The sequence below is a fragment of the Ruegeria sp. CDSC042 genome (assembly GCF_059610745.1).
Window position 1 is genome coordinate 87,029 of the sequence record NZ_JBXWOF010000011.1, and the last position, 21,830, is coordinate 108,858.

The window sequence follows — 21,830 nt, forward strand, 5'->3', positions numbered from 1 at the left end:
ACCGCGAGATATGAAAAAACTGATCGCTGCAATCGCCCTGCTGGCTGCCGCGCCGGCCTGGGCCGAGGATAAGATGACCGTCTTGTTGGATTGGTTTGTGAACCCTGACCATGGTCCAATTATCGTCGCACAGGAAAACGGCTATTTTGCCGACCAGGGGCTTGAGGTTGAGATCATTCCGCCCGCGGACCCCTCCGCGCCGCCGCGTCTGGTGGCCGCTGGTCAGGCCGATCTGGCGGTGTCCTATCAGCCGCAGCTGCACCTGCAAATCCATGAGGGCTTGCCGCTGAAACGGGTCGGCACGCTGGTTGCCACCCCGCTGAACTGCCTGCTGGTGCTGGATGATGGCCCGATCAAGTCGCTGGCCGATCTGCGGGGCAAGAAAATCGGTTTCTCGGTCGCCGGTGTCGAAGAGGCGATCCTGACAACCCTTCTGGGTCAGCATGATATCGGTCTGGATGAGATTGAGATGGTCAACGTCAACTTCTCGCTGTCGCCGTCGCTGATGACCGGTCAGGTGGATGCGGTTATCGGGGCGTTCCGGAATTTTGAGCTGAACCAGATGGATATCGAAGGTGTCGCGGGTCGCTGTTTCTATATCGAAGAGGAAGGCATCCCACCCTATGACGAGCTGATCTATGTCGCCAATCCCGATACGATGGATGCCGACAAAATCGCCCGTTTCTTGGCTGCAACCGAGAAAGCGACCCAATATATCGTCAACAACCCGGAAAAAAGCTGGGAAATCTTCGCGGCCACCTCGACCGAGCTGAAGGATGAGCTTAATGCCCGCGCCTGGGTCGACACGCTGCCCCGGTTCGCACTGCGTCCGGCGGCGTTTGATGCGGGTCGCTATGCGCGGTTCGAGGAGTTCCTGAAGAACAGCGGCATGATCGACAGCCTGAACCCGGTCAGCGACATTGCCATCGATGTGACCGCGCAATGAGCAATTACGGCAAAGCTTTCGCATTGATGCGGGATGCCGCGCAGGGGCCGTGGCGGGATTACACTCGCCACACCTTTGTGGAAGGGATGAAAGACGGAACGCTGCCGCGCGCGGCGTTCCTGCATTACCTGCGACAGGACTATGTGTTCCTGATCCATTTTTCCCGTGCTTGGGCACTGGCGGTTGTCAAATCCGAGACTCATTCGGAAATGCTGACCGCCGTAGCCACGGTAAATGCGCTGGTTGCCGAGGAAATGCAGCTGCATATCGGTATCTGTGAGGCGGCTGGGATCTCCCATGAGGAGCTGTTCGCAACCCCTGAACGCGCCGAAAACCTGGCCTATACGCGCTTTGTACTTGAGGCCGGGTATAGTGGCGATTTGCTGGACCTGCTGGCGGCTTTGGCCCCCTGTGTGATGGGCTATGGCGAAATCGGGACGCGGCTGGCCTCCGAGGCAACATCCGAGGTCTATCGTGACTGGATCAATACCTATGCCAGTGACGACTACCAAGGCGCGTGCAAAGCGGTTGGAGAACTGCTCGATCAGGCTCTAACACGGCGTATTGGTGAGAACTTTGCAGCTTCGCCTCGCTGGGACCGCCTGTGCCAGACCTTCCGCACCGCAACCGAGCTAGAGGTTAACTTCTGGCAAATGGGGCTGACCCCATGACACGGGCGCCCGAACTGAGCATCAACGGCACGGCTACGATTGACGGGGCGACGTTGTTCGCGCCGCTTACCCTGACCCTTGGGGCTGGGCAGTGGACTTGCCTGTTGGGCGGATCGGGCGTTGGCAAAACCACAATTCTACGTCTAATTGCCGGGCTTGATACAGGTGCCGAGTTCAGCGGGCAGATCACCGCCGGTGACGGTGCTCCGATGCAGGACCGCGTGGCCTATATGGCGCAGGATGATCTGCTGCTGCCCTGGGCAACAGTCGCACAGAATGTCTCGTTAGGTGCGCGGCTTCGGGGCAAGTCGGTCGATCTGGAGCGACGCAACCGTCTGATTCAGCGCATGCGATTGCAGGATCATATGACCAAGAAACCCGCCGAACTGTCGGGCGGCCAACGCCAACGCGTGGCCTTGGCCCGGACGTTGATGGAAGACCGCCCGATTGTTCTGCTGGATGAGCCGTTCTCGGCCCTTGATGCTCGCACCCGCGCCGACATGCAGGATCTTGCGGTCGAGGCATTGCAGGGCCGGACTGTTCTGCTGGTCACCCATGACCCGGGTGAGGCCGCCCGGCTGGGCCAGTCCATCATGGTGATGACACAGCAGGGCCTGACCCCTTGTGAACCGCCGCATGCACCTGCCCCGCGCCATGTGGACGACCTTGAGACGCTTGAGACGCAAGGTGCGCTGTTGCGCTTGCTGCGCGAGGCGGTCGCATGAAATATCTCTCAGCCCTTGCAGCCACCGTGTTTGCGATTGCGATCTGGCAGGGGATCGTCTGGACGACCGGCCTGCCTAAATTCATCCTGCCAAGCCCCGCCGTGGTGGTCGAGACCTGGTGGCAGAACCGTTGGCTGATCGCCGAACACACTTGGATCACTGCGGTCGAAGTGGTGATTGGATTGGCTTTTGGGACGGTTCTGGGTGTGGTCACGGCGCTGCAACTGGCCAATTCGCGGGCGGCGCGAGTTTTGGTACAGCCGATGCTGGTGTTCACGCAGGCTCTGCCGGTTTTTGCGCTGGCCCCGTTGCTGACGCTTTGGCTGGGCTATGGTCTGTGGTCCAAGGTCGCGATGGCGGTGCTGATCATCTATTTCCCGATCACCTCGTCTTTCTTCGATGGGCTGATGCGGACGCCGCAGGGCTATCTGGACCTTGCGCGCACGATGCAGGCCAGTCCGCGTGCAGTGCTGTGGTATATCCGCATTCCGGCGGCGATGCCCTCGCTGGCGTCGGGGATGAGGCTGGCCGCCGTCTATGCGCCGATCGGGGCGGTGATTGGTGAATGGGTCGGCTCGTCCCAAGGGTTGGGATATTTGATGCTGTTGGCCAATGGCCGTGCAAAGACTGATCTGATGTTCGCCGCGATGCTGACCTTGGGGGTGTTTTCCATCGTGTTGCATATGGTTGTCCGCCGCGCCACTGCCCGCATGGCAGGTGAGGTGCGTTAACCATCTGGAAACCGATTCTGCGTCAGGCTGAGAGCATGACACAGGACGCCTTTTCCGAAGCCCCAATGCTGTTCGATACAGACGAAGCCCCCGCGCAGCCGCTGCCGACGGGTCGGTTACCCTCCTACATCAAAGATCATCGCAAGCGGCTGCGCGAACGGTTCATGTCTGGCGGGTCCGCCGCCATGCCGGATTATGAGCTGTTGGAACTGGTCCTGTTCCGTTCAATCCCCCGGCAGGATGTGAAACCGCTGGCGCGTGCGCTGATGGAAACGTTCGGCGATTTCAATCGGGTGCTGACCGCCCCCGAGGAACGGCTGCGCCAAATCAAAGGTGTCGGGGATACTGTGATCACCGATCTGAAAATCCTTGAGGCCTGCGCCCATCGTATGGCCCGCGCGCGGGTGATGCGGCGACATGTGATTTCCGGATGGGACGCATTGCTGGACTATTGCCACACCACCATGGCCCATCGTGAGACCGAACAATTCCGTGTGTTCTATCTGGATCGCAAAAACGTGCTGATCGCTGATGAGGAGCAGGCCAAGGGCACGGTGGATCATGTCCCTGTCTATCCGCGCGAGGTTGCCAAACGGGCGCTGGAGCTGAATGCCTCGGCGTTGATACTTGTGCATAACCATCCGTCAGGTGACCCGACCCCGTCGCAATCGGATATCGACATGACCAACCGAATTCAGGATGCCTGCCTGGCACTGGGCCTGACGCTGCATGACCATCTGATCATTGGAAAGTCGAACGAGTTGAGCTTCAGGTCCGAAGGCTATCTGTGAGTGCTATTGAACCCAGACCTCGACCCGGCGGTTGACCTTTCGGCCCCATTCCGTGTCGTCGCAGGCCATGGGCATGGCCTCGCCAAAGGCGTCGACCGTGATTTCGACGCTGTCCCCGATAGCGGTTTCAATCTCGGCCAATACGGCATTGCGAACGGTTTTTGCCCGCAACAATGCGATCCGCGCATTGGTTGACGCTGCCCCTTCGCCATCGCTGAAGCCGACAAACCTAAGCTTTCGGGCATCGAGGGTCCCGGATTCCAAAAGAAGGGCAAGATGTCGGATATTGGACCGTGACTGCGCATCCGGGCGCGAGGAACCGGGCTCGAACCGGAAGGACAGTGACAGGCGGGACATGGGTCTGAAAATCTCGACCAGCCGCTGAAGTTCCTCCAAACCAACTTCTGATCCGCCCGACGCGATTGCATTGGCAAGTCGATCCCCTTGCACCCCAAGACCCATAGTCTCGGGGGTTTGATCGACAAAGCCAGCTTCGCGTATTGCCATCTGCGCCTCGATTCCTTGGGTGTAGGCCAGGAATTGACGTGCAAAACGCGGCAATCGCCGGTCCGGCAGGTATAGAAACATAGGCGAGGTCAGCGGATAATCTTCGGTCTTGATTGACTGCCGAGTTGCCGCCAGCGCATGACCGCACCCGCCGGTCAAAGGCAGGGCACGCGCGGTGCTGGCTTCGGCTTGGCTTGCGACACCTATTGAAAAGGGATCCGCAGCAACGGTACGCACCAGATCAGTACTGCGGTCATGCCGAATGGCCGCCTCGGAAAGGGCTGTGCCGGAGGGTCCCAGAAGCCTGTCTTCGACATTCTGGGCCAGACCCGAACCGGCTTCCGGAAGGTGCAGTGAAATTGGCGCATCGGGTCCGCCCAACTCGGCCCAACTCGTAATCTCGCCCGAAAACACCCGGGTTAATTCCGCAAGCGAGATTTGCTGTAACGGGTTCGAGTTGGCAACGATTGGTACCAAAGCGTCAAGCGCGATGACGCGGGCCCGGCGGGTGCGGGTCAGATCGCCAAGGCCTACCGCTTGTGCGGCTTGCTCCTCTTCGGGTCGGATTTCGCGCAACGCCAGAACAATATCAGCCTGGTTTTCTGCCTGCGCCCTAAATCCGCGCTCAGTGTTCCCTGCGTCAAAGAAGAACCGACCCAGCGGTGCTGCCCGCCCGGGTTGGTGCAGTTCGTAAGAAAATGTGTTGGCGGTCAGCCTGTTTGGGGTCGCCGACAACCCTTGCTGCTGTGCGAAGCCAACAATCAGCGCTGGTAGAACCTTTTCCGCCATGACCGAAGATCCGGCAAATCGGATTTCAGCCACAAAATCGGTCAGGCTTGGGCAGGCAGGTCCGGTACAGGTCACACCGGACCCATCAACTGTCAGCGTGCCGAATTGTGTTGCCACGCGATAGAACTCGCCGTCAAATCCCAGCAGGTCACCGGTGATTTCGACCTTGCCGTCATGCGACATAAGCGAGATGTCTTGCGCCTGTGCACCCGACGCGATTGTAACGGAAGCCAGTGCAGCCGCTGCCACACGAAAGAATTTCATAAGATGCCCGAGCCTGCCTGCGGATTTAGTTTGCGGCGATTGTCAGGTCTTGGAAGAGATTATTCAACACCAGAAACTCTCCGGTGCGGGAGCATTCAGGAAAACTCAGCGTCCTGTCTTTTGATCTCAACCGATCATCCCGCAATTCAAGCGACTGGATGTTCAGGTCGCGCCCGCAATTTTCTGAAGTCACCTCGGTTTCGACAGTGATTTCTATCGACCCGTTTTGGTTGGAAAGACCAGCAGGGAACGAATAGATTTCGATGTTTTTCATGTCCCCGGTTCCGGTATTGCCCAGACGCACTACCTGTCCGGCGCCTTCGGTCGGGGTCTCGGCCGAGACATGGCCATTGCCGCCATAGATGGCCCCGAATTCCAGCGCATGAATTTGCAGGTCAGTTTCACCCTGCCATTGCAGGGCAATGCGTTCGTAATTGGCAATGTCAGCGATATGGGTGGTTGCGACTGTTCCATGCTGGTCTTCAAACGAGATCAGAAAGATCGCATATTCTGACAGGGCCGGGATTGTCATGTCCATGCGCCCTACTGCGTCGGTGCGCTGTGTGACTGTCAGACCGCTATGGTGAATTTCCACGGATTCATTACTGTGGCAGGGGGCGTTGACGACCAGCCGGGCGGCAGCACCGGGAACGGCAGTAGCGCGCGCACTGAGGGTGCAGTCAACGGAATTGACAGGTTCTGATCGACTGGATTCGATAAAACGGTTGTCGGACCCGGTCTCTTCGCTTGTTCCGTGAACCGGCGCAGATGAGGTCAGAACGACTTCGCTTAACCCGGGGATGATTGAAGCCTGATCTGTAACTGATGCCACATCAACAGAAGCCCGCTCCCCTCGCGGTTGCGCAGGGGTTCCGTTCTGCATGAGGTAGCCAATAGCCAATGCACAAGCAACGGTGCCGCCAGTGGTTACATAGTTCTTAATTACAAACAAGACACCCTCCCCAGTTGAAGGAGCGATTCGCACCCTGCAGTTGAATCACGGCTAATATGTGGCCGTGAGGCGGACTCATTGTGTCTCGATTGTGGTGACGTCAGGTCAACCGGCCATGGCAATGCTTAAACTTCTTGCCTGAACCGCAGGGGCACTTGTCGTTGCGCGACGGGTTTCCCCAAGTTGCCGGGTCGTCTTCGACAAATCCAGGCCGCGCATCACCCGAGGCTTCGGCCTCGGCCACCGCTTCGGCGTGACCAGCGGCCTGATCTACCGCCTGCTGCGCGCGTGCCTGCTGCGCTTGCATCTGGGTCAGCATTTCGCGCTGTTCCTCTTCGGTCAGCGGTCGCACGCGGGACAGCTGCTGGGTCACGGTTTCGCGCAACGAATCCAGCATGGATTCGAACAGCTGGAAGCTTTCGTTCTTGTATTCGTTCAGCGGGTCGCGCTGGGCATAGCCGCGGAAGCCCACGACCGAGCGCAGATGTTCCAGCGTCAACAGATGTTCGCGCCATTTGCTGTCGATCGTGTTCAGCAAGACCTGCTTTTCGATGTTGCGCATGTTCTCGGGGCCGAACGCGGCCACTTTTTGCGCCATCATCTCGTCGGCGGCATTGATCAGCCGTTCGCGCACCTGGTCGTCATCCACGCCTTCTTCGGCGGCCCAGTCCTGAACCGGGGCGTCGATGGTCAGCTTGTCCTTGACCGCCTCGTGCAGACCCTCGGTATCCCACTGATCAGCATAGGATTTCGGCGGCATATATTCGTCGATCAGATCGTCGATCACCTGTTCACGCATGTCTGATACGATTTCGGACAGATCGTCAGCGGACATGATTTCGCGCCGCTGGCTGAAGACCACTTTACGTTGGTCGTTCATCACATCGTCGAATTTCAGAACGTTCTTGCGCATGTCAAAGTTGCGACCTTCGACCTTGGATTGCGCCCGCTCCAGCGATTTGTTCACCCAGGGGTGGACGATGGCTTCGCCTTCTTTCATGCCTAGCGTGGTCAGAACCTTGTCCAGACGTTCCGAGCCAAAGATACGCATCAGATCGTCTTCAAGGCTCAGATAGAACACGGTGCGGCCTGGATCGCCCTGACGGCCGGACCGGCCCCGCAACTGATTGTCGATGCGGCGGCTTTCGTGGCGTTCCGAGGCCATGACGTAAAGGCCTCCTGCGGCCAGAACCTTTTCCTTTTCTTCGGCATGGCGCGCCTCTTCGGTGGCGCGCAACTGGGCCGGGTCGGCATCGGGGTTTTCTTCCAGCGCCTGCAGAACCTTCATATCCACATTGCCGCCCAACTGGATGTCGGTACCACGACCGGCCATGTTGGTGGCGATGGTTACTGCGCCATATCGGCCCGCATCGGCAACAATCTGCGCCTCCTGCTCGTGTTGGCGGGCATTCAGAACATTGTGCTGGATACCTTCTTTGGTGAGCATCTGGCTGAGCAATTCGGACTTTTCGATGGACGTGGTGCCCAGAAGGACCGGTTGTCCGTTTTTCTGGGCTTCCTTTGTCTCGTCAATCATGGCGCCGTATTTTTCGGCTGCGGTACGAAAGACCTGATCGTCCTCATCCAGACGCGCGATCGGTTTGTTGGTTGGTACTTCGACAACGCCCAGACCGTAGATTTCGGCAAATTCCTCTGCCTCGGTCAGCGCGGTGCCGGTCATGCCACCCAGCTTGTCATACAGACGGAAATAGTTTTGGAACGTCACGCTGGCCAATGTTACGTTTTCGGGCTGGATCTGCACGTTTTCCTTGGCTTCGATGGCCTGATGAAGACCTTCCGAAAGGCGACGACCTGGCATCATGCGACCGGTGAACTCATCAATCAGAACGACATTGCCGTCCCGCACGATGTAATCTTTGTCACGTGTAAACAGCTTGTGCGCGCGCAAGCCCTGGTTCACGTGGTGAACGACTGTGGTGCTTTCAGGATCATACAGCGAATTGTCTTCTGGGATCAGGCCGTTGGCAATCAACTGTTGCTCCAGAAACTCGTTACCCTCATCCGTGAAGGTCACGTTCCGGGACTTTTCGTCCAGCGTGAAGTGATCTTCTCCCAATGACGGGATCAGCGCATCAATCGCGGTATACAGGTCCGACCGGTCCTCGGAGGGCCCGGAAATGACCAGCGGCGTCCGCGCCTCGTCAATCAGGATCGAGTCGACCTCATCCACGATCGCGAAATTGTGGTGTTTCTGGTAAATTTGATCCAGTTCCGCCTTCATATTATCGCGCAGATAATCAAAACCCAGCTCATTGTTGGTGGCATAGGTCACGTCACAGGCATAAGCAGCCTTTTTCTCGGCATCGGGCTGCCCTGACCAGATGACACCGGTGGTCATGCCCACGGCGGCAAACACCTTGCCCATCCATTCCGAGTCGCGCTTGGCCAGGTATTCGTTCACCGTGACCACGTGCACGCCCTTACCGGTCAGCGCGTTCAGATAGGCGGGGAGGGTCGCAACCAATGTCTTGCCTTCACCCGTTTTCATCTCGGAAATATTGCCCTGATGCAGGAAGGCGCCGCCCATCAACTGCACATCAAAGGCACGCAGGCCCAGCGCGCGTTTTGCCCCTTCGCGTACGTTGGCAAACGCCTCGGGCAGCAGATCATCCAGGCTTTCGCCTTCCAGCGCACGTTTGCGCAGCTCGGCGGTCTTTGCGATCAGGCCGTCATCCGACAGATTCTCGAACTCGGGTTCCAGCGCGTTGATCTGTTCGATCAGGGGGCGGGTCGCCTTGATCTTGCGGTCGTTCGGTGTTCCGAACACCTTTTTGGCGAGCGTTCCGAGTCCCAGCATGTTCACTCCAGCGGATCTGTTCTTGTCTTGGTTTTGACAGGCTTGCCCACCTTGCGCGCAACCCATAGATACGGGGGGTGAAAGGCGGCCCTGTCCAAGGCTTCAAAGCGATGTAAGCGGCAGGTTCCAGAGTGTCAACGCTGCGCCCTGCCGTGGCAAAGAAATAGGATGATTCCATGCCCAAAGGCCTCACTTTTCTGCCATCGCTGGCCCTTGCAACGGTGATGGCGCTGCCATTGGCCGCCGAAACCAAGCCCGATGCCAGCACGGTGGTCGCCCGCGTAAACGGCGAAGAAATCACTCTGGCGCATGTGATCGCAACAGTTGCGACACTGCCCCCCAACTATCAGCAGGTCGAAGATGATGTTCTGTATGATTTCATCATCGAACAGCTGATTCAGCAGCAGTTGCTGGGCCAGGAGCAAGAAGGGCTGAGCAATCTGAACGCCTTGGCCATCGAGAACGAGACGCGGTCTTTGCTGGCGGTTCAGACCGTAAATGCCCTGATCGACGAAGTTGTAACGGCAGAAACCATTCAGACCGCCTATGATGCGCGCTTTGCCGAGTTTGAAGGCGAAGATGAGTTTAATGCCAGCCATATTCTGGTCGAGACCGAGGATGAGGCCAAAGACCTTAAGGCTCAGTTGGATGATGGCGCCGACTTTGCCGAGCTGGCCAAAGAAAAATCAACCGGTCCTTCCGGCCCGAATGGCGGGGTGCTGGGTTGGTTCGGCAAGGGGCAGATGGTTCCCGAGTTTGAAACCGCAGTTGTCGCGCTTGAGAAGGATCAGGTGTCGGACCCGGTGCAGACACAGTTCGGCTGGCACGTGATCATTCTGAATGACAAGCGCAAATCCGAAGCGCCCGCACTTGATGCGGTGCGCGACGAGCTGGCACAGGATCTGCAAAGTGAAGCTATTCAGGCCCGTATCGGCGAGTTGACCCAGGCTGCACAGATCGAACGTCCTGCGCTCGAAGATGTGACCCCGGGCATCGTGCGTCAGTTGGACCTGATTCAGGAGTAACCCCGTGGCCTCGATCACTAAAGTCTCTCCGCTGGCCCCGGCGGCGTTTCCCGAATTGCCCGCGATTGACGGTGTGCGCTTTGCGACCGTCGAAGCCGGCGTACGCTATCAAGGCCGCACTGATGTGATGCTGGCGGTCCTGGATCCGGGCACATCAGTGGCTGGGGTTTTTACCCGCTCTGCCACACGCGCGGCACCCGTGCTGGATTGTCAGGACAAGATCGGCGGGCCAAGTGACGGACCGGCGGCGATCCTTGTGAATTCGGGCAATGCCAATGCATTTACCGGGCATTATGGCCAAAGCTCGGTCGCCGAGGTGACGCAAGCAGTGTCCAAGACCACAGGCGTACCGGTCGAACGGGTTTTTACGTCGTCAACTGGTGTGATCGGTGAGCCCTTGCCGCATGACCGCATCGTGGCGCAGCTTGAGGCCCTGAAATCCGGGCTCAGTCGCCACGCAATCGAAGATGCAGCGCGGGCCATCATGACCACGGATACCTTTCCGAAAGGAGCCTCGGCGCAGGTCGAGATTGATGGAAAAACGGTCTCTATTGCGGGGATTTCCAAGGGTTCTGGCATGATCGCGCCTGATATGGCGACGATGCTGGTTTATATCTTCACCGACGCCCAGGTCGAGCAATCCGCGCTGCAGCAGATGCTGGGTGCGCAAACCGACCGCACTTTCAACTGCATCACCGTCGACAGCGACACTTCGACCTCGGACAGCCTGCTGCTGTGTGCTACTGGGGCTTCGGGGGTGGATGCGACAGACAATGCCGCCTTTGCCGAGGCTTTGGAAACCGTGATGCTGGACCTTGCCCAACAAGTGGTACGCGATGGCGAGGGCGCCACGAAATTCGTAGAAATTCGTGTGACCGGGGCCGTCACCGATGCCGACGCCAAGGTGCATGGATTGGCGATTGCCAATTCACCACTGATAAAAACCGCCATTGCGGGCGAAGACCCGAATTGGGGCCGCGTCGTCATGGCCATCGGAAAATCGGGTGCAGCTGCCGACCGTGACCTGCTGAGCATTTCTTTCGGAGACATCCTTGTGGCCGAAAAAGGCTGGGTCAGCCCCGATTACCGCGAGGAAGACGCCGCCGAATACATGAAGGCTCAGGACCTTGTAATCGGCGTCGATCTAGGGCTGGGCGCGGGTAAATCCACCGTTTGGACCTGCGACCTGACCCATGGCTATATCGAGATCAACGCGGATTACCGGTCGTGAAAACAGTTCTGGTTTCTGCGGTCGCCCTGATAGACATTGAGGGCCGGGTGCTGCTGGCGCAGCGCCCCGAAGGCAAATCCATGGCTGGACTTTGGGAGTTTCCCGGCGGCAAGATCGAACCCGGCGAAACGCCCGAGGTCGCCCTGATCCGCGAACTGTACGAAGAACTGGGCATCAATACATGGTCCTCCTGCCTTGCGCCGCTGACCTTCGCCAGCCACAGCTATGATGATTTCCACCTGCTGATGCCGCTGTTTGCCTGCCGCAAATGGGAGGGCATTCCGCAATCGAAGGAAGGACAGGCGCTGAAATGGGTGCGTGCGAATGATCTGCGCAGTTACCCGATGCCTGCGGCAGATGTGCCGTTGATCCCGATTTTGCGGGATTGGCTTTAGGGTCCCGGTTCGATCTTGTCTGGACGCTGGAATTCAGCGGGCGATTTAAACCTATTGCAGCGCTTAGGCGCAGGCAAGAAATGGAAAAGCGCACGAGCGCAATCGCTTGAAAATTAGGGAGATGTTTGGAGTTTGGTGCCCAGGAGAGGACTCGAACCTCCACGTCCATACGGACACTAGCACCTGAAGCTAGCGCGTCTACCAATTCCGCCACCTGGGCAGGTGTCGTGGAGGGGCGTTTAAGCCTACTGGCGGAAGGCGTCAACCGGATTCGGGAAGTTTTTCGAAAGTTTTTTGACCACCGCTTTCAACCGTCTGTGCCGCGTTGCTTTTTCGTGGCTGCGCGGCGTTATTGCGCCTTGTTTGAAAGGGCATTGGGCGGTAGATCGGATCAGGACCCAATAGCAGGAGCCCTCAAATGTCCAAACTGGTCACGATTTATGGCGGATCCGGATTTGTCGGCCGGTATATTGCGCGACGTCTGGCGAATGAAGGCTGGCGCGTTCGGGTTGCGGTGCGCCGTCCGAACGAAGCGATGTTTGTTAGACCCTACGGTGCGGTGGGGCAGGTCGAACCTGTCCTGTGTAACATCCGCGATGACGCTTCGGTTGCTTTGGCGATGCGGGGGGCTGATGCGGTGGTGAACTGTGTTGGTGTGTTGAACGAGATTGGCCGGAATGAATTCGATACCGTTCAAACCGAAGGGGCTGAACGCGTTGCGCGTCTAGCAGCCGCTGAAGGTGTAACCCGTATGGTCCATATCTCGGCCATTGGTGCTGATGCCGAGGCGGGGAGCGAATATTCTCGTACCAAAGCGCAGGGCGAGGCCGGTGTTCTGGCGCATATGCAGGGTGCAATGATCCTGCGCCCTTCGGTGATTTTCGGAACCGAGGATCAGTTCTTCAACCGTTTCGCTGCGATGACCCGGATGGGGCCATTTCTGCCGCTGGTCGGGGCCCAGACGCAATTTCAGCCGGTCTATGTGGATGATGTCGCTAAGGCTGCGGTGCAGGGCGTGCTGGGGCAGGCCAGCGGGGGTGTCTACGAACTGGGCGGACCCGAAGTGAAAACCTTCCGTGCGTTGATGCTGCAGATGCTGGATGTGATCAACCGCCACCGGATTATCCTTGGGATTCCCTTTTGGGTGGCCCGGATCATGGCGGGAATGCTGGACGTAATGAAATTTGCGAGCTTTCAGTTGTTTCCGAACAATATCCTGACGCGTGATCAGCTCAAGAATCTGCGTCACGACAATGTTGTCTCAGATAGCGCGCTTGGCTTTGCCGATCTGGGGATCGAGCCGGCGACGCTGGAATCGGTCCTGCCGGATTATCTGTGGAAGTTCCGCCCCTCGGGTCAGTATGATGACATACAGAACTCGGCCAGCAATATGCGGACCTGATCAGCTGTAGGCGATGACCAGAAGGATTGCGCCCACTACTACGCGGTAGATCACGTATGGCGTAAAGCTGACGCTGCGCAACAGGCGCATCATTAGCGACAAGGCAAGCAGCGCGGACAGAAACGCAAAGAACGCAGCAACAGCACTGTCGAACGCCAGTTGGGCATTTGCCTGGCGGATGACCTCTGTGGACAGCAGCGCTCCGGATGCCAGAATCGTGGGTATGGACATCAACATCGCGATGCGTGCACCGTCTTCGCGGCTGTATCCAAGCTGGCGCGCCCCGGTGATCGTGATCCCGGACCGGGATGTTCCGGGGATCAACGCCAGAACTTGCCACAGGCCCATGATCATCGCATCGCGCAGGCCCCAGTCAGAGGTTTCTTTGCTTTGCGGCCCTTTCTGGTCCATCCAGTAGAGCAATATGCCGAACCCCAGCATCGTCCAGCCGATGACCGTCATTGAGCGCAGAGACTGGCTGAGCCCGGTTTTGAACAGGATCGCTCCGACAATGACGGTTGGGATCGTGGCCAGAATCAGCCCCAGGGCCAATCGGGCTTGTGGTGTATCGGTGCGCCCCAAAAGAGCCTGGGGCAGTCCGGAAATCGCCATTTTTACATCAGACCAGAAATACAGAATTACGGCGCCCAGAGTGCCCACATGCACAGCGACATCGATGGCCAACCCCTGATCGTCCATACCGGTCAGGCTGGGTAAAAGTATCAGATGACCCGAAGATGAGATCGGCAGAAATTCGGTAATTCCCTGAATGACTGCTGCAAGAATCAACTGAAAAAGACTCATTTACCTGCCCGTGCTGCCGTCACGTGTTCTTTGTGAACCCTGCGTATAAGCGCGGTAAGGAAAAGAAAAGGATGCAAATAGGTCCGAATCGGAGCTAAAATCCTGTATTTCTCACTGGCCATCGGTGAAATCCCGCAAAGTTTTTGAAAAAAGGTCAGTACACTTGACTTTTAATCCCCCTGCGCATCTTTTAAAGAGGCGCGACCAAGCCAATTCATGGAGTCTGACCCGTGGCCAAGCAACCGATGCTGAAATTTGTGCAGATCGACCGAGTAATGCCGGAAAAACGGGCCGCAGATGCCCGCACGGAAGACTTTGACGAAATCTATGCCGAATTCGCTGCTGCCAAAGCTGAAGAACAGGCCAGCCGCTGCAGCCAATGCGGTGTGCCTTATTGTCAGTCGCATTGCCCGCTGCACAACAACATTCCCGACTGGCTGAACCTGACCGCAACGGGCCGTCTGGAGGAGGCCTATCACACCAGTCAGGCCACCAACACCTTCCCCGAGATTTGTGGGCGCATCTGCCCACAGGACCGCCTGTGTGAAGGGAATTGCGTGATCGAACAATCCGGGCACGGCACTGTTACCATTGGCTCGATCGAGAAATATATCACCGACACAGCCTGGGAAAAGGGGTGGGTCAAGCCGGTCGTACCGGGTGCTGAGCGCCGCGAAAGCGTCGGCATCATCGGCGGCGGCCCTGGTGGACTGGCAGCGGCGGACATGCTGCGCCGTGCGGGTATTCAGGTCTCCGTGTATGATCGCCATGACCGGGCAGGCGGACTGCTGATGTATGGAATTCCGGGTTTTAAGCTGGAAAAAGACGTTGTTCAGCGCCGCAATGACCTGTTGGCTGATGGCGGGGTTGAGTTTGTTCTGAATTGCGACGTGGACGCCGCCAAATTCGCGGAAATCCGTTCCAAACATGATGCGATTATCATCGCAACCGGCGTTTACAAGTCGCGCGACCTGTCCATGCCTGGGAGCGGTTTGACGGGTATTGAAAAGGCCATCGACTTCCTGACAGCCTCGAACCGCAAAAGCTTTGGAGACGAGGTCGAAGATTTCGACAATGGCCGTTTGAATGCCGAAGGCAAAAAAGTTGTCGTGATCGGTGGCGGTGATACCGCGATGGATTGCGTGCGGACTTCGATCCGTCAGGGTGCGACCTCGGTCAAATGCCTGTATCGCCGCGACCGCGCGAACATGCCCGGATCGCAGCGCGAAACGCAGAATGCCGAGGAAGAAGGCGTCGTATTCGAATGGCTAAGCGCGCCAAAGGGCTTTACCGGCGATGATCAGGTTTCCGGCGTTATGGTCCAGAAGATGCGTCTGGGTCAGCCCGATGCCACCGGCCGTCAGGCCCCCGAGTTGATCGAAGGCGCGGATTATGTCGAAGACGCTGATCTGGTGATCAAGGCGCTGGGGTTCGAGCCCGAAGACCTGCCCACCCTGTTTGGCCAGCCTGACCTGCCCGTGACCCGCTGGGGCACTGTAAAAGCAGCATTCGAGACCGGCGAGACCGAGATGGACGGGGTCTATGCCATCGGTGACATCGTGCGCGGTGCCTCGCTGGTGGTCTGGGCGATCCGCGATGGGCGCGACTGCGCCGACGCGATCCTTGAACGTTTCAACAACACGGCTGCGGTTGCAGCCGAATAAGCCCCGCGACAGGAGGGACAGAGATGCCCGAATTGCAAGGCCAATGTATGTGCGGCGCGGTCACAGTGACTGCCACCCCGGCGAAAGAGTCGTTGGGCGCGTGCCATTGCGACCAGTGTCGCCGCTGGACTAGCTCGATGCTAATAACGTTTCCCGCGCAAGAGGGGTATGCGGCCCTTGGGCCGGTTAAGACCTTTACGTCCTCGGACTGGGCGGAACGCGCGTTTTGTGCCGATTGCGGATCGGCGCTTTGGTACCGGATTACCCTGCCAGGTCAGATGCACGGCCATACCCAAATGGCAGCAGGCCTGTTCGACGACACGGACAACCCGCTGCAACTGGAACTTTATATCGACAAAAAACCCGACGGGTACGCGTTCGCAGGTGAGCGTCGGCAGATGACCAAAGCTGAGGTCGAAGCCATGTACGGCCTGCCGGAAGAAGGAGACAGCCAATGACCAAATATGATGCCGATTGGGTACGGGCCGAAGAAGCCAAACGTCAGTTCATGGCCGAAAACGGTCTCTATTCCGAGGAAGAAGAGCATTCGTCCTGCGGTGTGGGTCTTGTGGTCTCAGTCGATGGCAAGCCGTCACGCAAGGTTGTGGATGCTGGCATCGCCGCGCTCAAGGCGATCTGGCACCGCGGCGCGGTAGATGCGGATGGCAAAACCGGCGACGGCGCGGGTATCCATGTGCAGATCCCGGTTCCTTTCTTCTATGACCAGATCCGTCGCACCGGGCACGAGCCCAAATTAGATCAGCTGATCGCGGTTGGTCAGGTCTTTCTGCCCCGCACCGATTTCGGCGCGCAGGAACAGTGCCGGACCATCGTGGAATCCGAAGTGCTGCGCATGGGTTATTATATCTATGGCTGGCGCCACGTTCCGGTTGATGTCACCTGCCTCGGCGAAAAGGCCAACGCGACCCGGCCCGAGATTGAGCAGATCCTGATCTCGAATTCCAAAGGCGTGGACGAAGAGACATTCGAGCGTGAACTTTATGTCATCCGTCGCCGTATTGAGAAGGCTGCCGCAGCGGCCGGGATTTCCGGGCTGTATCTGGCGTCACTGTCCTGCCGGTCAATCATCTACAAGGGCATGATGCTGGCCGAGCAGGTTGCGGTTTTCTACCCCGATCTGATGGATGAACGGTTCGAATCCGCCTTTGCCATCTATCACCAGCGCTATTCCACGAATACCTTCCCGCAATGGTGGCTCGCCCAGCCCTTCCGCATGCTGGCCCATAACGGTGAGATCAACACTCTCAGGGGCAACGTCAACTGGATGAAAAGCCATGAAATCCGCATGGCCAGTGGCACCTTTGGCGATTACGCCGAGGATATCAAACCGATCATCGCTGGTGGATCGTCGGATTCTGCCGCATTAGACTCTGTATTCGAAGTTCTTGTACGCGCAGGCCGCTCGGCCCCGATGGCGAAAACCATGCTGGTGCCCGAAAGCTGGTCCAAGCAGGCGGTGGAACTGCCGCAGGCCTGGCGCGACATGTATTCTTACTGCAACTCGGTGATGGAACCCTGGGATGGCCCTGCCGCGTTGGCCATGACCGATGGCCGCTGGGTCTGTGCCGGTCTTGACCGGAATGGATTGCGTCCGATGCGTTATGTGGTCACTGGAGATGGTCTTGTAATTGCAGGCTCCGAGGCCGGGATGGTCCCGATTGATGAGGCCAGCGTGACCGAAAAGGGCGCGTTGGGCCCGGGCCAAATGCTGGCCGTGGATATGAAAAAGGGCAAGCTGTATCGCGATACGCAGATCAAGAACAAGCTGGCCCGCGCACTGCCATTCGGCGATTGGGTCGGCAAGATCAACGATTTGGACGAGTCTCTGGCTGGAATCACCGAAGCGCCGATCTATGCGGGCGAGGAGCTGCGCAAGCGTCAAATCGCCGCCGGATATTCGATCGAGGAACTGGAGCAGATTCTGGCGCCAATGGCCGAAGATGGAAAAGAGGCACTGGCTTCAATGGGCGATGACACGCCATCGGCTGTTCTGTCGAAACAGTACCGTCCGCTCAGCCATTTCTTCCGCCAGAACTTCAGCCAGGTGACCAATCCTCCCATCGACTCGTTGCGCGAATATCGTGTGATGTCGCTGAAAACCCGGTTCGGAAACCTGAAAAACGTGCTGGATGAAGACAGCAGCCAGACCGAAATTATCGTGCTGGAAAGCCCGTTTGTGGGCAATGCCCAATGGGAAGCACTGGCTGAAAACTTCAATGCTCCATTAGCAGAAATCGACTGTAGCTTTGAAGCCGGACAAGGGGCGCTGGGCGCAGCTTTGGCCCGTATTAGAGCCGAAGCCGAAGAGGCCGTGCGCTCGGGCGCGGGGCATTTGGTGTTGTCCGATATGAATTCAGGTCAGGGTCGCGTGGCGATGCCAATGATCCTGGCAACAAGCGCGGTGCATTCGCATCTGACCCGCAAGGGTCTGCGCACCTTCTGCTCGCTGAACGTGCGGTCGGCGGAATGCGTTGATCCGCATTACTTCGCCGTTCTGATCGGGTGTGGGGCCACTGTGGTCAACGCCTATCTGGCCGAAGATTCTCTGGCCGATCGTATTGATCGCGGGTTGCTGGATGGCAGCCTGACCGAAAATGTCGCGCGGTACCGCGAGGCGATTGACCAGGGCTTGCTGAAAATCATGGCCAAGATGGGGATTTCGGTGATCTCATCCTATCGTGGCGGATTGAACTTTGAGGCCGTGGGCCTCAGCCGTGCCATGGTCGCCGAATTTTTTCCCGGTATGACCAGCCGGATTTCCGGCATCGGTGTTACGGGCATTCAATCCAAGGCCGAAGAGATCCATGCCAAGGGCTGGGAAAGCGGTCTGGATGTTCTGCCGATCGGTGGTTTCTATAAGGCCCGTAAATCAGGCGAGACCCATGCGTGGGAAGCGACTTCGATGCACATGCTGCAGATGGCCTGCAACAAGGCGTCTTACGAGCTGTGGAAGCAGTATTCGGCCAAGATGCAATCGAACCCGCCGATCCATCTGCGCGACCTGATGGATTTCAAACCGCTGAGCAAGCCGATCCCGATTGAAGAGGTGGAATCTATCACCTCGATCCGCAAACGGTTCGTGACGCCGGGCATGTCGCTGGGGGCGCTGTCGCCCGAGGCGCACAAGACGCTGAACGTTGCGATGAACCGGATCGGGGCGAAATCCGACAGCGGCGAGGGCGGCGAAGATCCGGCGCATTTCGTGCCGGAACCCAATGGTGACAACCCCTCGGCCAAGATCAAACAGGTGGCTTCGGGCCGGTTCGGTGTAACCGCCGAATACCTGAACCAGTGCGAAGAGCTGGAAATCAAGGTTGCCCAGGGTGCCAAACCCGGTGAGGGCGGGCAGTTGCCTGGCATGAAGGTCACCGACCTGATTGCGCGCCTGCGCCATTCGACCAAGGGTGTAACACTGATCTCACCGCCGCCGCACCACGATATCTATTCGATCGAGGATCTGGCGCAGTTGATCTATGATCTGAAACAGATAAACCCGCGCTGTAAGGTGACGGTCAAGCTGGTGGCGTCCTCGGGTGTTGGCACGATTGCTGCAGGTGTAGCCAAGGCAAAAGCGGACATTATCCTTATTTCAGGTCACAATGGCGGCACCGGCGCATCGCCGGCGACCAGCATCAAATATGCCGGGCTGCCATGGGAGATGGGCCTGACCGAGGCGCATCAGGTTTTGGCGATGAACAACCTGCGGGATCGCGTGACCCTGCGAACCGATGGCGGCTTGCGTACCGGTCGTGACATCGTCATGGCCGCGATGATGGGGGCCGAGGAATACGGTATAGGCACCGCCGCCCTTATCGCGATGGGCTGTATCATGGTGCGTCAGTGCCAGTCCAACACTTGCCCAGTTGGCGTGTGTACTCAGGACGAAAGCCTGCGCACCAAATTCACCGGTAACGCGGATAAGGTCGTCAACCTGATCACCTTCTACGCGCAAGAAGTGCGCGAGCTGCTGGCCAGCCTGGGTGCGCGGTCGATTGACGACATCATCGGTCGGGCCGATCTGCTAGCGCAGGTCAGCCGAGGGTCGGCGCATCTGGATGATCTGGACCTCAACCCGCTGCTGATCACCGTCGATGGTGCCCATAACATCGTCTATAATCGTGACAGAGACCGGAACGCGGTGCCCGATACGCTGGACGCAGAAATCGTGCGCGATGCGGCCCGGTTCCTGAAAGACGGCGAGAAAATGCAGCTGTCTTACGCGGTGCAAAACACGCACCGAACCGTTGGGACGCGGGTTTCCAGCCATATCGTGCAAAATTTTGGGATGCGGAACACGTTCCAGTCGGATCACCTGCACGTGAAGCTGCAGGGCTCTGCTGGTCAGTCGCTGGGGGCGTTTGCAGCGCCGGGACTCAAGCTTGAAGTTTCAGGTGATGCCAATGACTATGTCGGCAAGGGCTTGTCTGGTGGTATGATTGTTGTGCGTCCACCGCAGGTCAGCCCGCTGAAGGCGGATGACAACACCATCATTGGCAACACGGTTCTGTATGGGGCCACGGACGGGTATCTGTTTGCAGCAGGCCGCGCCGGAGAACGGTTCGCGGTGCGCAATTCAGGCGCCAAGGTGGTGATCGAAGGCTGCGGCTCGAACGGGTGCGAATACATGACCGGCGGGGTCGCCGTGATCCTGGGCAGTATCGGCGCCAATTTCGGAGCGGGCATGACAGGCGGCATGGCTTACCTGTACGACCCCGACGGCAAGGCGCAGGCGCTGATGAATATGGAAACGCTGGTGACATGCCCCGTGACCATTGGCCATTGGGAAGATCAGCTGAAATCGCTGATCGAAACCCATCAGGCCGAAACCATTAGCCGCAAGGCTGCGGATATCCTGCAGCACTGGGAGGTCGAGAAGGCGAACTTTATCCAGGTCTGCCCGAAAGAGATGCTGAACAAGCTCAGCCATCCGTTGGCGGTCGAGGCAACAGCGGTTCCTGCAGAGTAATCTGAGGACTAATGAAAATGGCAACCCCGCGTGTCTTTTAAAACACGTGGGGTTTTCTTTTATTGGTCCTAGGTGGTCGTTTGCCTTGTCGAAACGGGCCCAATAAGCCTAGATTTCGTCACTTTTTGTTCGGAAGTTGCGGTTAGGCTGCTTTGCAGTCGTGCGAACGCGTAGGAGTCTGTTAGATGCCAACCACATATCTTGATCAGTTTTATTCGTTTGACCCCGCGAATCCGCCACCGGGCGGTACATCAGTAGTTGTTGATAAATTCAACCTCACCGATGTGGATGACGATGGCGAGATCGACGCGCCCAGCGGGGATACGGTAAACGGCCAGGATGTTACTTCGTCGTGGCCGGGTGATGTTGTTACGATTAACGTGACCGGCGTTGGCAATGTCACCTATACCGGCACGACCTTCTATCTTGCTGACGGAACCCGTGTCTTTACACCAACAGACGGGCAGGTTCTGCAACCGGGCACGTTTGTCTCATCAACCTTTGTCAACACGCAGGGGCCGCTAGATGTTGGCAATCTTGGCCCGCCCTGTTTCACCCCCGGAACGCTGATCGAAACGCCTGATGGCCCGCGTCTTATCGAAGATCTGAAGCCCGGCGATATGGTCATCACATCGGACAACGGTGCGCAGCCGCTGCTTTGGGTGGGGCGGACCACGGTTGAGGCCGAAGGCAAGCTGGCGCCGATCCGGTTTGAGGCTGGCGTGCTAAGGCTGGAACAGCCTTTGATCGTGTCGCCACAGCACCGGATGCTGGTCTCGGACTGGCGGGCGCCGTATTTGTTCGGCCATTCCGAAGTGCTGATCGCAGCGCATTGCCTGGTCAACGGGGATTCTGTTACGCGTGTTGAGGGTGGTCAGATCGACTATATTCATCTTCTCTTTTCGCGCCATGAGATCGTCATTGCAAATGGGGCCAAAAGCGAAAGTTATTACCCTGGGCACGCGCTCTCTCAGTCTGACGCCGAGACAAAGGCTGAAGTTCTGGCCCTGTTTCCCGAATTGCAGACCCGCGATGCGGTCCTGCCAGAAACCGCCCGTCCCGTGATACGTCCGCGCGAGGCGCGCGCTTTGGCGATTTAATCCGTTCCAAACATCGTCGCCGCGTCGT

Annotated in this window: 17 protein-coding genes and 1 tRNA gene; 13 read left to right on the plus strand and 5 right to left on the minus strand. The window is 58.1% G+C overall.

The genetic code is table 11. The features are described from left to right. Window positions 1-10 precede the first annotated feature (10 nt). The 5 genes from AC2FHX_RS18515 to radC are packed head-to-tail and all read left to right on the plus strand — an operon-like array spanning window position 11 to window position 3,864. Window positions 11-946 (plus strand): ABC transporter substrate-binding protein, encoded by a 936-nt coding sequence (locus tag AC2FHX_RS18515; RefSeq protein WP_142637333.1) that lies wholly within the window; start codon window positions 11-13, stop codon window positions 944-946. Next, window positions 943-1,617, plus strand: coding sequence for a thiaminase II (tenA, locus tag AC2FHX_RS18520; RefSeq protein WP_496703216.1), 675 nt, complete (start codon window positions 943-945; stop codon window positions 1,615-1,617). The genes AC2FHX_RS18515 and tenA overlap by 4 nt, the downstream gene beginning before the upstream one ends. Then, window positions 1,614-2,342, plus strand: a complete 729-nt coding sequence (locus AC2FHX_RS18525; RefSeq protein ID WP_496703214.1) for an ABC transporter ATP-binding protein — start codon at window positions 1,614-1,616, stop codon at window positions 2,340-2,342. Before tenA ends, AC2FHX_RS18525 begins: the two co-directional genes overlap by 4 nt. Then, window positions 2,339-3,073, plus strand: coding sequence for an ABC transporter permease (locus tag AC2FHX_RS18530; RefSeq protein ID WP_282022166.1), 735 nt, complete (start codon window positions 2,339-2,341; stop codon window positions 3,071-3,073). Before AC2FHX_RS18525 ends, AC2FHX_RS18530 begins: the two co-directional genes overlap by 4 nt. 35 nt (window positions 3,074-3,108) lie before the next feature. Then, complete coding sequence (gene radC / locus AC2FHX_RS18535) at window positions 3,109-3,864, plus strand: RadC family protein (protein ID WP_496703212.1); 756 nt, start codon at window positions 3,109-3,111, stop codon at window positions 3,862-3,864. A gap of 3 nt (window positions 3,865-3,867) precedes the next feature. Here radC and AC2FHX_RS18540 read toward each other — a convergent pair whose 3' ends face one another. The 3 genes from AC2FHX_RS18540 to secA form a co-directional block, all read right to left on the minus strand. Then, window positions 3,868-5,424 (minus strand): phosphate ABC transporter substrate-binding/OmpA family protein, encoded by a 1,557-nt coding sequence (locus AC2FHX_RS18540; protein ID WP_496703210.1) that lies wholly within the window; start codon window positions 5,422-5,424, stop codon window positions 3,868-3,870. 25 nt (window positions 5,425-5,449) lie between these two features. Then, the gene (locus AC2FHX_RS18545) at window positions 5,450-6,376 is read right to left on the minus strand and encodes a hypothetical protein (RefSeq protein WP_496692628.1); all 927 of its coding nucleotides are present in this window, start codon (window positions 6,374-6,376) and stop codon (window positions 5,450-5,452) included. A gap of 100 nt (window positions 6,377-6,476) precedes the next feature. Next, window positions 6,477-9,194 carry a preprotein translocase subunit SecA gene (gene secA, locus AC2FHX_RS18550; RefSeq protein WP_496703208.1) on the minus strand — a complete coding sequence of 906 codons (2,718 nt, stop codon included), beginning with the start codon at window positions 9,192-9,194 and terminating at the stop codon, window positions 6,477-6,479. A 176-nt stretch (window positions 9,195-9,370) separates the two neighbouring features. Here secA and AC2FHX_RS18555 point away from each other — a divergent pair, with 176 nt between their 5' ends. Genes AC2FHX_RS18555 through AC2FHX_RS18565 form a run of 3 tightly spaced genes read left to right on the plus strand, consistent with a single transcriptional unit; the run spans window position 9,371 to window position 11,845 of the window. Continuing rightward, window positions 9,371-10,219, plus strand: a complete 849-nt coding sequence (locus AC2FHX_RS18555; RefSeq protein WP_142637319.1) for a peptidylprolyl isomerase — start codon at window positions 9,371-9,373, stop codon at window positions 10,217-10,219. 4 nt (window positions 10,220-10,223) lie between these two features. Further along, window positions 10,224-11,450 carry a bifunctional glutamate N-acetyltransferase/amino-acid acetyltransferase ArgJ gene (argJ, locus tag AC2FHX_RS18560; RefSeq protein WP_281973415.1) on the plus strand — a complete coding sequence of 409 codons (1,227 nt, stop codon included), beginning with the start codon at window positions 10,224-10,226 and terminating at the stop codon, window positions 11,448-11,450. After that, a complete protein-coding gene (locus AC2FHX_RS18565; RefSeq protein ID WP_142637315.1) occupies window positions 11,447-11,845 on the plus strand; it encodes a (deoxy)nucleoside triphosphate pyrophosphohydrolase in 399 nt (132 codons plus the stop codon). Before argJ ends, AC2FHX_RS18565 begins: the two co-directional genes overlap by 4 nt. 133 nt (window positions 11,846-11,978) lie before the next feature. On the opposite strand, the gene AC2FHX_RS18570 is transcribed toward AC2FHX_RS18565, so the two are convergent. Beyond that, window positions 11,979-12,065: transfer RNA gene (locus tag AC2FHX_RS18570), tRNA-Leu, on the minus strand. A gap of 198 nt (window positions 12,066-12,263) precedes the next feature. Between AC2FHX_RS18570 and AC2FHX_RS18575 the strand changes: the two genes are divergently transcribed. Then, window positions 12,264-13,247, plus strand: a complete 984-nt coding sequence (locus AC2FHX_RS18575) for a complex I NDUFA9 subunit family protein (protein WP_496703205.1) — start codon at window positions 12,264-12,266, stop codon at window positions 13,245-13,247. Here the strand turns inward: AC2FHX_RS18575 and AC2FHX_RS18580 are convergent, their stop codons facing one another. Further along, a complete protein-coding gene (locus tag AC2FHX_RS18580) occupies window positions 13,248-14,051 on the minus strand; it encodes an undecaprenyl-diphosphate phosphatase (RefSeq protein WP_142640289.1) in 804 nt (267 codons plus the stop codon). A 230-nt stretch (window positions 14,052-14,281) separates the two neighbouring features. Here AC2FHX_RS18580 and AC2FHX_RS18585 point away from each other — a divergent pair, with 230 nt between their 5' ends. From AC2FHX_RS18585 to AC2FHX_RS18600, 4 genes are all read left to right on the plus strand, one after another. Continuing rightward, complete coding sequence (locus AC2FHX_RS18585; RefSeq protein WP_496703203.1) at window positions 14,282-15,715, plus strand: NAD(P)-dependent oxidoreductase; 1,434 nt, start codon at window positions 14,282-14,284, stop codon at window positions 15,713-15,715. Between the two features lie 23 nt (window positions 15,716-15,738). Next, a complete protein-coding gene (locus AC2FHX_RS18590; protein WP_496702850.1) occupies window positions 15,739-16,173 on the plus strand; it encodes a GFA family protein in 435 nt (144 codons plus the stop codon). Continuing rightward, window positions 16,170-20,702: a glutamate synthase large subunit gene (gene gltB / locus AC2FHX_RS18595; RefSeq protein ID WP_496703201.1), complete on the plus strand. Its 4,533-nt coding sequence runs from the start codon at window positions 16,170-16,172 to the stop codon at window positions 20,700-20,702. Before AC2FHX_RS18590 ends, gltB begins: the two co-directional genes overlap by 4 nt. A gap of 185 nt (window positions 20,703-20,887) precedes the next feature. Then, window positions 20,888-21,802 (plus strand): Hint domain-containing protein, encoded by a 915-nt coding sequence (locus AC2FHX_RS18600; protein ID WP_496703200.1) that lies wholly within the window; start codon window positions 20,888-20,890, stop codon window positions 21,800-21,802. The last annotated feature ends 28 nt before the right edge of the window (window positions 21,803-21,830 follow it).

What these genes read in the sequence shown, in the direction of transcription:
- radC (WP_496703212.1), top strand. Translation starts at nt 3,109, where the DNA reads ATGACACAGGACGCCTTTTCCGAAGCCCCAATGCTGTTCGATACAGAC.
- AC2FHX_RS18540 (WP_496703210.1), bottom strand. Translation starts at nt 5,424, where the DNA reads ATGAAATTCTTTCGTGTGGCAGCGGCTGCACTGGCTTCCGTTACAATC.
- AC2FHX_RS18600 (WP_496703200.1), top strand. Translation starts at nt 20,888, where the DNA reads ATGCCAACCACATATCTTGATCAGTTTTATTCGTTTGACCCCGCGAAT.
- AC2FHX_RS18515 (WP_142637333.1), top strand. Translation starts at nt 11, where the DNA reads ATGAAAAAACTGATCGCTGCAATCGCCCTGCTGGCTGCCGCGCCGGCC.
- tenA (WP_496703216.1), top strand. Translation starts at nt 943, where the DNA reads ATGAGCAATTACGGCAAAGCTTTCGCATTGATGCGGGATGCCGCGCAG.
- AC2FHX_RS18580 (WP_142640289.1), bottom strand. Translation starts at nt 14,051, where the DNA reads ATGAGTCTTTTTCAGTTGATTCTTGCAGCAGTCATTCAGGGAATTACC.
- AC2FHX_RS18525 (WP_496703214.1), top strand. Translation starts at nt 1,614, where the DNA reads ATGACACGGGCGCCCGAACTGAGCATCAACGGCACGGCTACGATTGAC.
- AC2FHX_RS18530 (WP_282022166.1), top strand. Translation starts at nt 2,339, where the DNA reads ATGAAATATCTCTCAGCCCTTGCAGCCACCGTGTTTGCGATTGCGATC.
- AC2FHX_RS18575 (WP_496703205.1), top strand. Translation starts at nt 12,264, where the DNA reads ATGTCCAAACTGGTCACGATTTATGGCGGATCCGGATTTGTCGGCCGG.
- secA (WP_496703208.1), bottom strand. Translation starts at nt 9,194, where the DNA reads ATGCTGGGACTCGGAACGCTCGCCAAAAAGGTGTTCGGAACACCGAAC.
- AC2FHX_RS18555 (WP_142637319.1), top strand. Translation starts at nt 9,371, where the DNA reads ATGCCCAAAGGCCTCACTTTTCTGCCATCGCTGGCCCTTGCAACGGTG.
- AC2FHX_RS18590 (WP_496702850.1), top strand. Translation starts at nt 15,739, where the DNA reads ATGCCCGAATTGCAAGGCCAATGTATGTGCGGCGCGGTCACAGTGACT.
- gltB (WP_496703201.1), top strand. Translation starts at nt 16,170, where the DNA reads ATGACCAAATATGATGCCGATTGGGTACGGGCCGAAGAAGCCAAACGT.